The 14,916-nt window shown below is 70.8% G+C and carries 15 protein-coding genes and 1 pseudogene; 8 read left to right on the forward strand and 8 right to left on the reverse strand.

Annotated elements, in window-relative coordinates; genetic code table 11:
• Positions 1-2: 2 nt before the first annotated feature.
• Positions 3-950 (forward strand): ABC transporter permease, encoded by a 948-nt coding sequence (locus tag KSF81_RS16505; protein ID WP_217379915.1) that lies wholly within the window; start codon positions 3-5, stop codon positions 948-950.
• On the forward strand, positions 947-1,828 hold the full coding sequence (locus tag KSF81_RS16510; RefSeq protein ID WP_217379916.1) for an ABC transporter permease: 882 nt from the start codon (positions 947-949) through the stop codon (positions 1,826-1,828). Before KSF81_RS16505 ends, KSF81_RS16510 begins: the two co-directional genes overlap by 4 nt.
• A gap of 98 nt (positions 1,829-1,926) precedes the next feature.
• On the opposite strand, the gene KSF81_RS16515 is transcribed toward KSF81_RS16510, so the two are convergent.
• Entirely contained in the window at positions 1,927-2,868 is a 942-nt protein-coding gene (locus tag KSF81_RS16515; protein ID WP_217379917.1) for a 3-hydroxyacyl-CoA dehydrogenase, read from the reverse strand.
• Positions 2,869-3,098: 230 nt separating this feature from the next.
• Between KSF81_RS16515 and KSF81_RS16520 the strand changes: the two genes are divergently transcribed.
• The 5 genes from KSF81_RS16520 (at position 3,099) to KSF81_RS16540 (ending at position 7,899) form a co-directional block, all read left to right on the forward strand.
• The gene (locus KSF81_RS16520; protein ID WP_217379918.1) at positions 3,099-3,848 is read left to right on the forward strand and encodes a 5-bromo-4-chloroindolyl phosphate hydrolysis family protein; all 750 of its coding nucleotides are present in this window, start codon (positions 3,099-3,101) and stop codon (positions 3,846-3,848) included.
• A gap of 114 nt (positions 3,849-3,962) precedes the next feature.
• A complete protein-coding gene (locus KSF81_RS16525; protein ID WP_309139583.1) occupies positions 3,963-4,988 on the forward strand; it encodes a toxic anion resistance protein in 1,026 nt (341 codons plus the stop codon).
• A 28-nt stretch (positions 4,989-5,016) separates the two neighbouring features.
• Positions 5,017-5,979, forward strand: coding sequence for a tripartite tricarboxylate transporter substrate-binding protein (locus tag KSF81_RS16530; RefSeq protein ID WP_217379920.1), 963 nt, complete (start codon positions 5,017-5,019; stop codon positions 5,977-5,979).
• Between the two features lie 219 nt (positions 5,980-6,198).
• The gene (locus tag KSF81_RS16535) at positions 6,199-7,266 is read left to right on the forward strand and encodes an alcohol dehydrogenase (protein WP_217379921.1); all 1,068 of its coding nucleotides are present in this window, start codon (positions 6,199-6,201) and stop codon (positions 7,264-7,266) included.
• A gap of 273 nt (positions 7,267-7,539) precedes the next feature.
• The gene (locus KSF81_RS16540; protein ID WP_217379922.1) at positions 7,540-7,899 is read left to right on the forward strand and encodes a hypothetical protein; all 360 of its coding nucleotides are present in this window, start codon (positions 7,540-7,542) and stop codon (positions 7,897-7,899) included.
• A 70-nt stretch (positions 7,900-7,969) separates the two neighbouring features.
• Here the strand turns inward: KSF81_RS16540 and KSF81_RS16545 are convergent, their stop codons facing one another.
• Complete coding sequence (locus tag KSF81_RS16545) at positions 7,970-8,461, reverse strand: cupin domain-containing protein (protein WP_217379923.1); 492 nt, start codon at positions 8,459-8,461, stop codon at positions 7,970-7,972.
• Between the two features lie 144 nt (positions 8,462-8,605).
• On the opposite strand from KSF81_RS16545, the gene KSF81_RS16550 reads away from it, so the two are divergent.
• Entirely contained in the window at positions 8,606-9,151 is a 546-nt protein-coding gene (locus tag KSF81_RS16550; protein WP_254453566.1) for a cysteine dioxygenase, read from the forward strand.
• Positions 9,152-9,174: 23 nt separating this feature from the next.
• On the opposite strand, the gene KSF81_RS16555 is transcribed toward KSF81_RS16550, so the two are convergent.
• The 6 genes and pseudogenes from KSF81_RS16555 to KSF81_RS16580 form a co-directional block, all read right to left on the reverse strand.
• The gene (locus tag KSF81_RS16555) at positions 9,175-9,756 is read right to left on the reverse strand and encodes a transposase (RefSeq protein WP_217379924.1); all 582 of its coding nucleotides are present in this window, start codon (positions 9,754-9,756) and stop codon (positions 9,175-9,177) included.
• Between the two features lie 307 nt (positions 9,757-10,063).
• On the reverse strand, positions 10,064-10,300 hold the full coding sequence (locus KSF81_RS16560) for a hypothetical protein (RefSeq protein ID WP_217379925.1): 237 nt from the start codon (positions 10,298-10,300) through the stop codon (positions 10,064-10,066).
• 223 nt (positions 10,301-10,523) lie between these two features.
• On the reverse strand, positions 10,524-11,414 hold the full coding sequence (locus KSF81_RS16565) for a branched-chain amino acid ABC transporter permease (RefSeq protein WP_254454081.1): 891 nt from the start codon (positions 11,412-11,414) through the stop codon (positions 10,524-10,526).
• A gap of 104 nt (positions 11,415-11,518) precedes the next feature.
• Complete coding sequence (locus tag KSF81_RS16570) at positions 11,519-12,403, reverse strand: branched-chain amino acid ABC transporter permease (protein WP_217379927.1); 885 nt, start codon at positions 12,401-12,403, stop codon at positions 11,519-11,521.
• Between the two features lie 29 nt (positions 12,404-12,432).
• A pseudogene (locus KSF81_RS32215) lies at positions 12,433-13,652 on the reverse strand (ABC transporter substrate-binding protein).
• A 21-nt stretch (positions 13,653-13,673) separates the two neighbouring features.
• Positions 13,674-14,909 carry an ABC transporter substrate-binding protein gene (locus KSF81_RS16580; protein WP_217379928.1) on the reverse strand — a complete coding sequence of 412 codons (1,236 nt, stop codon included), beginning with the start codon at positions 14,907-14,909 and terminating at the stop codon, positions 13,674-13,676.
• Between the last annotated feature and the right edge of the window lie 7 nt (positions 14,910-14,916).

Consider the following 14,916-nt stretch of genomic DNA (forward strand, 5'->3'; position numbering starts at 1 on the left):
TAATGGCGATCTGGCTGCTGCGGCGGCTCGGGCAGATCCTGCCCACGCTGCTCATTCTCTCGGTGCTGATCTTCGGCCTGCAGCAGCTCATGCCGGGCGACCCGGCGCTGATCCTGGCCGGCGAGGAGCGCGGCGACCCGGAGGTGCTGGCGCAGATCCGGGCGGAACTCTTCCTCGACCGGCCGCTCTGGCAGCAATACCTGCGCTGGATCTCGCATGTGGTGCAGGGCGATTTCGGCTTCTCCTGGCGCATCCGCATGCCGGTCTCGGAACTGATCCTGCAGAAGCTGCCCGTCACCTTCCAGCTTGCCAGCATGAGCTTCGTCATCGCGGTGCTGATCGGCGTGCCGGCCGGCGTCATTTCCGCCATGCGGCGGGACCGGCCGGTGGACTGGGCGGCCAATGCGGTGGCGCTGTTTGGCATCTCGATGCCGAATTTCTGGCTCGGGATCATGATGATCCTGCTGTTCAGCGTGCAACTCGGCTGGCTGCCGCCCTCCGGCTACGTGCCGCTGACCGAGGACCCCGTGCAGTCGCTGGCCACCACCATCATGCCCGCCTTCGTGCTCGGCAGCGGCATCGCCGGCGTGCTGATGCGCCACACCAGGGCGGCGATGCTGACGGCGCTCAGCCAGGACTACGTCCGCACGGCCCGCGCCAAGGGGCTGCCGGAACGGGTGGTGGTGACGAAGCATGCGCTGCGCAATGCGCTGATCCCGGTGGTGACGCTCGGCACCATCGGATTCGGCCGGCTGCTGGCCGGCGCGGTGCTGACCGAGCAGATCTTCACCATCCCCGGCTTCGGCAAGCTGATCGTGGATGCGGTGTTCAACCGCGACTACCCGGTGGTGCAGGGCGTGGTGCTGGCGACGGCGCTCATCTTCGTCTCCCTCTCCCTGGTGGCCGATATGCTCTACATGGCGATCAACCCGAGGCTGCGCCAGGCATGAGCAGCACCGCGGCCGCCCTCCCCGTCGCGCGCGGCCAAAGCCCCGCCCGCCGCGCGCTGCGCCGCTTCCTGCGGCACCGGCTGGCGGTCTTCGGCCTGGCGGTGGTGGTGCTCTTCGTGCTGGTGGCGGCGCTGGCGCCCTTCGTCGCGCCGGCCGACCCGGTGCAGACCTCCTGGACCGCCATCCGCCGTGCGCCCTCGGCCGCGCATTGGTTCGGCACGGATGAGAACGGGCGGGACGTGCTCTCCCGCGTCATCTGGGGCGCGCGGGCCTCGCTGCTGGCCGGCGTCATCTCCGTGCTGGTGGCGCTGCTGATCGGCGTGCCGGTCGGGCTGCTGGCGGGGCTGACCGGGGGGTGGACGGATACCGTCATCTCCCGCATTGCCGATGCGATGCTCTCCGTGCCCTTCCTGATCCTGGCGATCGCGCTGGCCGCCTTCCTCGGCCCGGCGCTGGAGAACGCGATGCTCGCCATCGCCATCACCGCCAGCCCCATCTTCGTGCGCCTCTCGCGCGGCATGGCGCTGGATGCGCGGGCGACGGACTGGGTGGAGGCGGCGCGGGCGCTCGGCAATCCGCCCTGGCGGCTCGGCCTGCTGCATGTGCTGCCGAACATCGTCCCACCGCTGCTGGTGCAGGCGACCCTCGCCATCGCCGAGGCCATCATCGCCGAGGCGTCGCTGAGCTTCCTGGGTCTCGGCCAGCAGCCGCCCGCCCCCTCCTGGGGCTCCATGCTGAACAGCGCGCAGCGCTTCCTGACCCAGGCGCCCTGGCTGGCGGTTTTTCCGGGCCTTGCGATCTTCCTGGTGGTGCTGGCCTTCAACCTGGTGGGTGACGGGCTGCGGGATGCGCTCGATCCGCGAAGCGAGCGGCGCTGAGGCAGCCCGATGACCGCAGGGCCGCATGGCCGCATGGCCGCATGGCCGCATGGCCCGGAGGTCTGAATCGGGCCGAAGATGCAAGGCCGGCCGGCGCCCTACCCCGCCTGCCCCCGCTTATGCGCCACCAGCGCCATCAGCCGCCGGTCGCGCCAGGCGCTGCGCTCCTCGATGCGCTCCAGCGGCAGCGCCGCGCGGCGTTCCGCGGCCACCCGGCCGACCGTCGGCGCATCATAGTCATAGGGCGCCTGCTCCTCGGTGATGCCGCCCATCAGCGGGCCGAAGCGTTCGGCATAATCCGCGACGCCGCCGGGGGCATTGAGGTCGATGGTCTCGAAGGGCCCCATGAAGGACCAGCGGAGGCCGAGGCCGTCCTTCACGCAGGCATCCACATCCTCGACGCTCATCACTCCGTCGCGCACCAGCCGGAAGGCCTCGGCCACCAGCGCCGCCTGCAACCGGTTCAGCACGAAGCCGCGCGTCTCCTTCAGCGCCGTCACCGGCACCTGCCCCACCCGCCGCATCAGCGCCCGGGTCCGTTCCACCACGGCGGGATCGGTCCAGGGCGCGCCGACCAGTTCCACCAGCGGCACCAGATAGGGCGGGTTCACGGGATGGGCGACCAGGCAGCGGCCGCGCCCGGCAAGATTCCCGGTGAAGTCGCTGGCCGGGATGCCGCTGGTGGAGGAGGCCAGCACCACCCCGGGCGGGCAGAGCCGGTCGAGTTCGGCGAAGAGATCGCGCTTGGGCTCCAGCCGCTCCGGCCCGTTCTCCTGCACATGAGTGGCGCCGGCGACGCAGTCCGCCAGGGTGGCGGCGGGGGTGATGCGCGCGGCGATTACTTCCGGTGCCTCGCGCACCAGCCCGGCGGCCTGGAGGTCGGCTAGGCTTTCGGCGATCCGGCCCATCGCCGCCTCCGCCACGCCCGGCATCTTGTCCCAGAGCGAGACCGTAAGCCCCGCCCGGGCGAAGACCATGGCCCAGGCCCGGCCGATCAGCCCCGCCCCCACCACCGCGATGCGTTCCCCTGCCTGGCTCATCCCGCGCCCTTCCCTGTGATGCAATGTTACCACGCCGCCGCTTGATCGCGGGCGGCCAGGGGGCGATCTAACGGCCGCCCATGAATCCGCGCAACGACGCCACCCCCGAACCGCCCCCCGCGCTCTCGACCCCCCCTGGTCTGGGCCGGGGGCGGGCTGCTGCTGACCCTGACCCTGTGGCTCAGCAGCATGATCGGGCTGTTCCGCGCCCTCGCCAGCCTGTTCCACTGATGCTGGACCGGTTCCTCGGCGGCTGGATCGGGCTGCGCGCCCGGGCGCGCGGGCTTGGCCTGCCCTTCTTCGCCTGGCCCCTCCTGCCGGCGGCCCTGATCGCGGCGATCGGCCGGGATGACCGGATCGTGCTCGGCTGCGCGCTGGGCTTCGGCCTCAGCCTGTTGGCGGCGCGGGTGCTGCGGCGCGGCCGGCGGGGCGATGCGAACCGCGCCGCCTGGATCATGGCCGTGGCGACCGGGCTGACCGCCTGGCTGGCAGCGGATATGGGCCATGTCCTGCCCTTCCTGATGGCCGGCGGCGCCCAGCTCGGCACCCGCATGATGTACCAGGCCCTCCCCGAGGCCGCGCCACCGCCGCCGCCTCCCCCACCACCCCCGCCCCCCGGCCCGATCGAGGAGGCCCGTGCCCGCCTGGCCCGGATCGAGGGCGTGGCGGACCGGCTGGCCGACCCCCGCGTCATGGGCGTGGCCCAGGCCATGGAGGAGGTGCTGGACGACCTCACCGCCCGGCCGGACCGTCTGCCCCTGGCGCGGCGCTTCCTGGCCGTGCATCTCGATGGGCTGGAGCGGATCACCACCAGGCTGGAAGCCGGCGCCGCCCCGCCCGAGAAACTGCCGGCCCTGCTGGAGGAACTCAGCCGCACCGCCGGGGAACTGCGGGAGCGGTTGCGGCGTGAGGAAACCGAAGCCCTGGACATCCAGGTGAAGGTCCTGTCCGACCGGCTGCGCGAGGAGGGTTATCGATGAGCCAGAGCCTGAACGAGACCCCGGCCAGCCAGCAGGCCGTCTCGGTGCGCGATGCCACCGCCGCGGCGCTGCAGGCGGCGGTCGCCTCGCCCCCCCGCCGAGCATGATCCGCAGGTGGAACAGCTTGCCGCGCAGCTCGACATCGCCGATCCCGGCAGCATCCTGCGCTTCGGCCAGGAGGCGCAGAGCCGCGCCACCGCCGCCGCCGATGCCATGCTGGAAGGCGCCCGCAACCGCGAGGCCGGCGAGGCCGGGCAGACCCTCTCCAGCCTGCTCGGCACGCTCCGCGGCTTCGACATGAGCGGGCTGGCGGCGAAGCGCGGATTCTTCGCCCGCATCTTCAACCGCGCCGGGGCCGATGCGGCGCGGGTGCTGCAACGCTACGAAACCATCAAGGGCCAGGTCGAGGAGGTGGGCGACCGGCTCGATAGCCACCGCACCCGGCTGCTGGAGGATGTCGAGAAGCTGGAGCGCCTCTATGGCGCGACGCTCGACTGGTTCCATGCCCTCGGTGACCATATCGCCGCCGGCGACGTGGTGCTGCGGCGCGTCGATACCGAGGCCATCCCGGCGGTGACGCGGGAAGTCGAGGGCGGCGACGCGGTGGCGGCGCAGCGGCTGCGCGACCTCCGCGCCGCGCGGGACGAGCTGGAGCGGCGCGTGCATGACCTCAAGCTCACCCGTCAGGTGGCGATGCAGGCCCTGCCCTCGATCCGGCTGATCCAGGAGAATGACAAGGCGCTCGCCTCCAAGATCCAGAGCGTGATCGCCAATACCGTGCCGCTCTGGCGGCAGCAGCTTGCCCAGGCGCTGGCCATCCAGAACATGCGCGAGGCCGGGCGGACGCTGAAGGAGGCGACCGACCTCACCAACGAACTCCTCACCGCCAATGCCGAGCGGCTGCGCGAGGGCAACCTGGAGGCCCGCACCCAGCTTGAGCGCGGCGTCTTCGACATCGAGGCGGTGAAGAAGGCCAATGCCTCGCTGGTGGCAACCATCGAGGACAGCCTCCGCATCGCCCAGGACGCCCAGGTGCAACGCGCTGCGGCCTCCAAGGAGTTGGAGAAGGCCGAGGCCGAGATCCGCCGCGCGCTCACCGCGACCAGGGCTTCCCGGACGGAGGTGCGCCGGCCTATGTGAGGCAAGGCGCTGAACCGGGGGAATTCCCATGCTGACACGTCGCACGGCGCTCACCGCCGCCCTGGCCGCGCCCCTGGCAGCGCGCGCCCAGCCCGCTTGGCCGAACGGCCCCATCCGCATCATGGCGCCCTTCCCGCCCGGCGGCAGCGTGGATACCATCGCGCGGCTGATGGCGCCCTCGCTGCAACAGGCGCTCGGGGTGCCTGTCGTGGTGGAGAACCGCTCCGGCGCCGCCGGCGCGCTGGGCACCGCGGCGGTGGCGCGGGCGGCGCCGGATGGCCAGAGCTGGGTGCTGGTCTTCGACAGCCACGCCACCATGGCGGCGCTGAATCCCAATCTCGGCTTCGATCCGCGGCGGGACTTCGCCCCGGTGATGCTGGTGGCGACCGCGCCCATGCTGCTGACCACGCCGCTCTCCCGCCCCTGGCAGAGCCTGGAGCAGGTGGTCGCGGCCGCGCGGGCGAGGCCGGAGACGCTCACCTATGGCACGGTCGGCGCCGGCAGCCTGAGCCACCTCACCATGGAGGTGTTGCAGCAGCGCGGCGATTTCCGCCTGGTGCATGTGCCCTATCGCGGCGGCGGGCCGCTCGCCACCGCCGCGGCGGCGGGCGAGATCGACCTCGCCATCGCCTCGCGCGTCGGACTGGGCGGCCAGGTCGGGCATCGGCTGCGGGCCCTGGCGCAGAGCGGCGCCCGACGCTCCCCCGCCCTGCCGGATCTGCCGACCATGCAGGAGGCCGGCTTCCCCGGCGTGGCCGCCGAGGCTTTCTGGGGGATGCTGGGCCCGGCCGGCGTGCCGCAGCCGGTGATCCGGCGCTTCCATGCCGCGCTGGTGGCGGCACTCCGCGAGGCCACGCTGCGCCAGCGCCTGGTGGAGGGCCAGGGGGTGGATATCGTCGCCTCCTCCCCCGAGGAATTCGGTGCCTTCCTCGACCGGCAGATGGAGCAATGGGGCCGGGTCGTGCGGGAGCGGAACATCCGGGCGGATTGAGGCCGCCGGCCACGCGGCGCGGAGTTCAGCCCCGGCGGGCTGGCGTCGCCGAGCCGCGACAGGAATTCGCTCATCGCTGCCCCCTCCGGTTCCCGGCTGGAACGCCGCCGGCGAGGCACCTTTGCCAAGGGGCGATGGCAGGGGCCGATGCCCCGCCTTGACCGCAGCCCGCGCCCGCTGTCCCATCGCCGCCACAGCATCCAATCGGGGAGGACGGACATGCGCGCCTGGGCCGTGATCGAGACGGGAAAGCCGCTCAAGGAGATCGAACTGCCGACGCCGGAGCCGAAGGGCGCCGAGGTGCTGCTGGAAGTCACCCATGCCGGCGTCTGCCATTCCGACCTGCATATCTGGGAGGGCGAATACGACCTCGGTAGCCGCGGCAAGATGCGGCTGACCGACCGCGGCGTGGTGCTGCCGCTGGCGATGGGGCATGAGATCGTCGGCCGCGTCGTGAAGCTGGGGCCGGATGCCGCGGGCCAGGGCTCCAAGGTCGGCGACCTGCGCCTGGTCTATCCCTGGGTCGGCTGCGGCAAGTGCAAGGCCTGCCAGGCGGATGAAGAGAACATGTGCCTCACGCCGCGCTCGCTTGGTGTCTACCAGAATGGCGGCTATGCCACGCATGTGCTGGCCACGCATGTGAAGCACCTGATCGATATCGAGGGCGTCGATCCGGCGCTGGCCGCCACCTATGCCTGTTCCGGCGTCACGGTCTATTCGGCCATCAACAAGCTGCTGCCGCTCGATCCCGACGAAGCCATCGTGGTGGTGGGCGCCGGCGGGCTCGGGCTCAACGCCATCGCGGTGCTGAAGGCGCTCGGCCACCGGCGGATCTGCGTGGTGGACGTCGCGGAGGACAAGCTGGCGGCGGCGCGCGAACAGGGCGCGACCGAGACGGTGCTGGCCAGCGCCGAGGGCACGACGCAGCGCATCATCGAGGCCTGCGGCGGCCCGGTGGCCGGGGTGGTCGACCTGGTGAACGGCACCCAGACCGCGCGCTTCGCCTTCGACGCGCTGCGCAAGGGCGGCAAGCTGGTGCAGGTCGGGCTCTTCGGCGGCGAGATGTCGATCCCGCTGCCGCTGATGCCGATCCGGGCGCTGACGGTGCAGGGCAGCTATGTGGGAAATGTGAAGGAGCTGCGCTCGCTCATCGACATCGCCAAGGCGGGCAAGATCCCGGGCATCCCGGTGGCCAGGGAGCCGCTGCGCAATGCGGATGCGGTGCTGAACCGGCTGCGCGAGGGCAAGATCGTCGGCCGCGTGGTGCTGACCTCCGACACGGCCTGACTCGGCCCGATGACCGCAGGGCCGCATGGCCCGAAGGTCTGAATCGGGCCGAAGATGCAAGGCGGCCCGATGACCGCAGGGCCGCATGGCCCGAAGGTCTGAATCGGGCCGAAGATACAAGGCCGGCGCCGCGCAACGCGCGACATCCGGCCGCAACAGGCGGAACCGGTTTTCGCGTGCCGCGGCATCGGCCGGAAACAGGGTGGTCCTAGACCTGGCATCCGTCGGACGGGGCATCGGGCCCCGCCCGGAGAATGCAAGGGACAGGACGCTATGACACGGACCACGATCCTCGCCTCGCTGCTGGTGTTCGGCATCGCCGGAACGGCCGGGGCGCAATCCATGCCCGAGGCCGATGCGACGGCCTACCTGCCGCCCGGGATCGGCAATGTGGTGGGCGGCAGCGCGGCACGCCTGCTCGGCGGCGGCGACAACAGCCTCGTGCAGCATGAGCCAGGCGGGCCGGTGCAGGCCGGACGCGCGGCGCGGCTGGCGGGAGTGGGTGGCGAGACCGAGATCATCTACCTCGACCCCCTGCCGCTGGGCGCCCATGGCCGGGACGCCATGCTGCTCGGCGGCAGCGACAACGCGACGATCGTCTATCTCGATTCCGCGCAGCGCCGCCGGGGGTGAGGTCCCGGGCCGCGCAAGGGAGAGCGGGAGCGTGCGGCGCTCCCGTGAACCAGGGCGAAGGGAAAGCGCCCTAGCGCGGCCGGATCGGCCAGGGCAGGCCGCGCACCGGGTCGCCCGGCGGGTCGGGCGTCGCGGCGATGCGGGCCAGGGCCTGGTCGTGCCCGGCGCGGCCGGCGCGGCATTGCTCGGGCGCCGGGCCAGCGGGATAGGCGCCGACCACCAGCAGGTCCGGGCTGGCGCCGAGCTTCCTGTGGCCGGTGCCGGCCGGCAGCACCACCACATCGCCCGCCGTGAGATCAAGCGCTTGGCCGCCCTCGCCCCCGAGCTGCACGCGAGCCGTGCCGCGGGCGATGGCCAGCGCCTCATGCGCATTCGGATGGTAGTGGTGCCAGGGGTGGATGCCGTTCCGCCAGGCCGGCGGCCAGGCATTGCGCGCAAACAGCGCCTCCGCCGCCGCCGGATCATCGGCGGGCAGCACGCCGCGGAACAGCAGCGCCGGCAGCCGCGGGTTGTTCGGCACCTCGCCGTCATCGGCGAAGGCCAGGGTTTCGGGTTCCGTCATGGCCATGCCCCTTAACGGGGCGCGTCCTTGGCCGTTCCCATTCGGCCCGCGGGCGCGCTAGGCTGCCATTTCTTGAGGGAGGCAGCGACATGTCAGGAATCCGGCGTCTGCGCGAATTCGTGCGGGACATGACCAGGCTGGCGGATGCGGGGGGCGACGGAGCCGCGCTGGCTCACCGAGGGTGCCGGGCTGCTGCGCGGCCTGATCGCGCAGGATGACTGGCTGCCGGAGGAATGCGCCGTCGCCGGGCCGACCTATCGGCAATACCTGCTGCATTGCGACCCGACGGAACGCTTCTGCCTGGTGAGCTTCGTCTGGGGCCCGGGCCAGCGCACCCCGGTGCACAACCATACCGTCTGGGGCCTGGTCGGGATGCTCAGGGGCGAGGAAATCTCCACCGAGATGCGACCCAGCCCCGCCGGCGGGCCGATGCTGCCCGGCCAGGTGGACCGGCTGCATCCTGGCGAGGTCGTGGCGGTGAGCGCCAATACCTATGACATCCACGTGGTCGAGAATGCCTATCGCGACCGCACGAGCATCAGCATCCATGTCTATGGCGGCAATATCGGCGCCATCGCCCGTAGCGTCTTCGCCCCGGAGACGGGCGCGCAGCGGCGCTTCATCTCGGGCTATACCAATAGCACCGTGCCCAATCTCTGGGACCGCAGCCAGGAGATGCTGGCGGCCTGAGGCTCGGCGGGGTCAGGCCGCCCTCATGGCGGTGCGAATTTCTTCGACCAGACCCTGCGGCCGCCGGCATAGGCGAGCAGGCGGCCGAGCCGGGTGAGGGTGCCGGGCGATGGCGGGTCGGAAAACAGCCGATCCAGCAGCCTGGCCTGGAAGCGGTGCAGCGCTTCGGACAAATCCCGGTTCGGCATGTAGCAGGGCAGCATCGGCAGCGCGCTGTAGAGGCCGAGGCGGCGGGCCAGCATCAGCCCGCCCATGCGCAAGAGCCGCATGGCCCGCCGCGCGGCCCGGCAGAGCCAGTATTCGATGCCGCGCAGCGCCGGCGGGCACTGCGGCAGGGTGAGCGCCACCAGCAGGCGGGACCAGAGCCCGGCATGGGCGAGGCGGCGGAAGTGGCGGCTGACGGTATCGGGCTTGCCGAACTGCTCCGGCAGGGCATGCCAGGGCTGGCCGGAGACGGCGATCCACAGCATGGCGTCGAGGCGGCTTCGCCCTGCATCGCCGAGCGGCCGTCCGGCGCTGCCCTCCCGCCGCAGGAAGGGCGCCAGCACCGCCCATTCCGTATCGCCGAGCGGCGCCCAGGCGCGGCGAGGGGTGAAGTGCGGCATGCCGGGGCCTCCTGGTGGTGGACAGCAGCCAGGAACATATCAGGAACGTTATGAAGAAATCAAGCGTTCTGCAAGCCGGGTTGCGGGTTGCGCCGAGGCGGCACTGGAGACGCCCGGGGCCATCCGCGATGGGGCGGCTGCACGGGAGCAATGCGCCATGGTCTGCGCAGCCCCCTGCCCCGGCTGCCGCAGGTTTCCGGCCCGGCCGCGCGGCGGGGTGGCAGGCGCTCCTTGCCTGATGCCGTTACGGCTGGGCACGCCTTGCCTCCCGGCCGGCACGCTCGCCCATGGCGCGCGCCCTGCGCTGCTACCAGGCATCGGCGCTCGCCTTGCCGTCCTGGGCTACCCGCCGGCGATATTCGAGGGCAATTTGCCTGAAGGCCGCGTCCCTGGCCGCCGGGTCCGGCTGGCTGGCGCCGCGCCGCGCGCGGTCAGCGCGGCAGACGCCCTCCAATGGCCATTGGGCGCAGTAGCGGCGCATGGTCGGCGAGAGGCTCTCCTGCGCACCCGTCCCGGAGCGGTCCAGGCTGCGCGTGCCATCCATGATGGCTCCGCCCCAGCGCCATGGCGCCGTAGCCCGCGCCGAGCGAGGCCGAGGCATCCGGGCTGTATCGTGCCCGCGCGGGCAGCGCCGCGGCCATGGCGAGGAGGAGGACGGGCCAGTTCGGGCGAAGGGCCCGGAAGCGGTGGCCGGGGATGGGCATCGGCCCTTCCTCCTTCCGGAGGGAAGCCATGCCCTCCCGGCCCCTGGGCCGACCCGCCCCGCCCTACAGCTTCACCCTGAGCAGGTTGGCGATCTCGCCCAGGATGCCGCGCCGGAAGGCCAGCACCACCACGACGAAGATCCCGCCCTGGATCACCGTGACCCAGGCGCCCATCTCGGCCAGGTAGTTCTGCATCGTCACGACCACTGCCGCCCCCACCACCGGGCCGAAGAGGGTGCCGAGGCCGCCTACCAGGGTCATCAGCACCACCTCGCCGCTCATGGACCAATGCACGTCGGTCAGGGTGGCGATGCCGAAGACCAGGGATTTGGTCGCCCCCGCCACGCCCGAGAGGCCGGCGGAGAGAATGAAGGTCACCAGCTTGTAGTCGTCCGTCCGGTAGCCGAGCGAGGTGGCGCGCGGCTCGTTCTCACGGATCGCCTTCATCACCTGGCCGAAGGGCGAATGCACCACGCGCTGGATCATCAGGAAGCCGGCCAGGAAGACGCCGGCCACGAGCCAGTACATCGACATGTCGCGGTCGAGCGGGATCAGGCCGAAGAGGCTGCCGCGCGGGATGGCCTGGATGCCGTCCTCGCCGCCGGTGAAGGGGGCCTGGACGCAGAAGAAATAGATCATCTGCGCCAGGGCCAGGGTAATCATGGCGAAATAGATGCCCTGGCGGCGGATGGCGATCCAGCCGGCCACCACGCCGAGTGCCGCCGCCACCAGCCCGCCGGTGATGATGGCGAGTTCCGGGCTCAGCCCCCAGACCTTGGCGGCATGCCCGGCAAGATACCCGCCCATGCCGAAATAGGCGGCATGGCCGAAGCTCAGCAGCCCGACATAGCCGATCAGCAGGTTGAAGGCGCAGGCAAACAGGGCGAAGCAGAGCAGCTTCATCAGGAAGACGGGGTAGAGGAAGAAGGGCGCGACCGCCAGGAAGACGATCATCACCAGCAGCGCCGCGAGCTGGGCGCGGGAGAAGCCCCAGAAACCCGCCGCAGCGGCCGGCTCGCCCTGCAGGGTGCCGGCGGTGATGGCAGTATCGGCCATGGTCAGGCCCTCCCGAACAGGCCGGCGGGCCGCGCGAGCAGCACGATGGCCATGATGACGAAGATCACGGTGGCGGAGGCTTCCGGCCAGAAGACCTTGGTCAGCCCCTCGATGATGCCGAGGCCGAAGCCGGTGACGATCGAACCCAGGATCGAGCCCATGCCGCCGATCACCACCACCGCGAAGACCACGATGATGAGGTTGGTGCCCATCTGCGGGTTCACCGAATAGATCGGCGCCGCCAGCACGCCGCCGATCGCCGCCAGGGCGACGCCGGCGCCATAGGTCAGCGTCACCATCCGCGGCACGTTCACGCCGAAGGCCTGGACCAGCGCCGCGTTCTCGGTGGCGGCGCGGAGATAGGCGCCAAGCCGGGTCTTCTCGATCAGCAGCCAGGTGGCCAGGCAGAGGATCAGCGCCGCCACCACCACCCAGCCGCGATAGACCGGCAGGAACATGAAGCCGAGGTCCCAGGCGCCCGAAAGCTCCGGCGGGATGCGGTAGGGCAGGCCGGAGGAGCCGAATTCGTTGCGGAAGACGCCCTCGATGATGAGGCCGAGGCCGAAGGTCAGCAGCAGGCCATAGAGATGGTCGAGCTTGTAGAGCTGCCGGATCATCGTGCGTTCCAGCACCACGCCGGTGAAGCCCACGATGATGGGCGCCAGCAGCAGCGCCCACCAATAGCCGAGGCCCAGCCATTCCAGCAGCATCCAGGCCGCGAAGGCGCCCATCATGAACTGGGCGCCATGGGCGAAGTTGATGATGTTCAGCAGGCCGAAGATCACCGCGAGGCCGAGCGACAGCATCGCGTAGAAGGCGCCGTTGATGAGGCCGAGCAGCAACTGCCCAAAGAGCAGCGGCGCGGGGATGCCGAGGATGTCGAACATGCGGTCCTGCTATCCTTAGAACGAGCGCATCAGCTGCGCACCAGCGGGCAGCCGCCCTCCGCCAGGGGGCGGAAGGCCTCCTCCCCCGGCGTGGTGGCCGCCACCTTGTAGTAGTCCCAGGGGCCGCTGGATTCCTGGGGCGTCTTCACCTCGAAGAGGTAGACGGGGCAGAGATTGCGGCCATCCTCCCGGATGCGGTTCTTGCCGAAGGCGTCGTCATCGGTCGGCATCGCCTTCATGCGGGCGACCGCTGCGGCGCCATCCGCCTTGGCCGCCGCGGCACCCATATCCGCCACCGCCTTCAGGTAGTGGACGGTGGCGCCATAGCAGCCGGCCGGCACCATGCCGACCGGCCGCCCGCCATTCCTCGGCCGGATGCGTTCGGTGAAGGCACGGGTGCGGTCGTTCAGGTTCCAGTAGAAGCTCTCGGTCAGCAGCAGCCCCTGCCCGGTTTCGAGGCCGAGGGCATGCACATCCACCAGCCCCATCAGCAGGGCGGCGAATTTCATGCTGCGGTGCAGGCCGATTCGCGCGCCTGCTTGATGCTGTTCACCGTATCGGCAGAGGCATTGGCGAGCCCGAGCACCTTGGCGCGGCTGGCCTGGGCCTGGAGCAGGAAGGCGGAGAAGTCGGTGGTCGCCGGGAAGGGATAGCGGGCGGCGCCCAGCACCTTGCCCCCTGCCTCCTCGACGAAACGGGTGACGTCGCGCTGCAACGCATGGCCGAAGGCATAATCGGCGGTGAGGAAGAACCAGGTGTCGCCGCCATTGCGCACCACCGCCGCGCCGGTGCCCTTGGCGAGCATGTAGGTGTCGTAGGTCCAGTGCACCGTATTCGGGCTGCATTGCGGCCCGGTGAGGTCCGAGGTCGCGGCGCCCGAATTCAGGAAGACCTTGTTCTTCTCCCGCGCGATGCCGGCGATGGCGAGGGCGACGGAGGAGGTTGGCACGTCCACCACCACGTCCACGCCCTGGTCGTACCACTGCCGGGCGATATTGGCGCCGACATCCGGCTTGTTCTGGTGGTCGGCCTGCAGCACCTCGATGGCGAAGCCGCGATTGGCGAATTCGGCCGCCGCCTGCTGGGTGCAGGCGAGGCTGCTCGGCCCTGTCGAATCCCGATAGGGGCCGGACATGTCCGTCAGCACGCCGAGCCGGATCGTGGCCTGCTGCGCCCGTGCCGGCGGCAACCCACCGAGAGCCGCGGTGGCCGCCCCGGCGGCGAGGATTGCGCGGCGCTTGATGGTCATGGCTTCTCCCCTCCCCCCGGCTCAGCTTCGCACCAGGGGGCAGTTGCCCTCGCTCAGCGGGCGCCAGGCCTCTTCCGCCGGAGTGGTCTGCAGCAGCTTCAGGTAGTCCCAGGCGCCCTTGCTCTCCTCCGGCGTCTTCACCTCGAAGAGGTAGGAGGGGATGATGTGCCGGCCATCCGCGCGCAGGGTGCCCTTGCCGAAGGCATCATCCTCGGTCGGCATCGCCTTCATCCGGTTGATGACCTCGGTGCCGGAAGCCTTGGCCGCCGGCACGCCCATATCCGCCACGGCCTTGAGATAATGCGTCACCGCCGAGTAGTTGCCGGCCGTGACCATATTGGGCACCTGGTTGTTGCTGAGGCGCGAGCGGACCCGCTGGGTGAAGGCGCGGGTGCGGTCGTTGAGGTCCCAGTAGAAGCTCTCCGTCATCACCAGGCCCTGCGCGGTGGGCAGGCCGAGCGCATGCACGTCATCCACGAACATCAGCAGGGCCGCCAGCTTCACGCCGCGCCGGGTGAGGCCGAATTCCGCCGCCTGCTTGATGCAATTGGTCGTGTCCTGCCCGGCATTCGCCAGGCCGACCACCTTGGCGCGGCTGGCCTGCGCCTGCACCAGGAAGGAGGAGAAATCGCTCGTGCCCGGGAAGGGCGTGCGCACGCCGCCCAGGACGCGGCCGCCCGCGGCACGGACGAAGCCCGAGGTGTCGCGTTCCAGCGCATGGCCGAAGGCGTAGTCGGCGGTGATGAAGAACCAGGTGTCGCCGCCCGCCTTCACCGTCGCCCCGCCGGTGGATTTCGCCAGCATATAGGTGTCGTAGACCCAATGCGCTGTCGTCGGTGCGCATTGCGCGCCCGTGAGGTCCGATGTGGCGGAGCCCACATTGATATAGGCCTTGTTCTTCTCGCGGCAGACCCCGGCCACCGCCAGCCCCACGGAGGAGGTGGGCACGTCCAGGATCATGTCCACGCCGTCGCGGTCGATCCATTGCCGCGCGATGTTCGACCCCACATCGGGCCGGTTCTGGTGGTCGGCGCGCAGCACCTCCACCTGGAAGCCGCGATTGCCGAATTCCTGCGCCGCCGCCTGGGCCAGCGCCACGCCGTTCAGGCCGCCGATATAGCTGTAGAGCCCGGACTGGTCGTTGAGTACCCCGATGCGGATGGTATCGGCGGCCTGCGCGCGGCTCAGGCGCGGCGCCATCGGCATCAGCGCGGCGCCGGCGCTGGCGGCCATCAGGCTGCGGCGGGTGATCTGCATGGAGGCA

The organism is Siccirubricoccus sp. G192 (assembly GCF_019084075.1).
GTDB lineage: Bacteria > Pseudomonadota > Alphaproteobacteria > Acetobacterales > Acetobacteraceae > G192.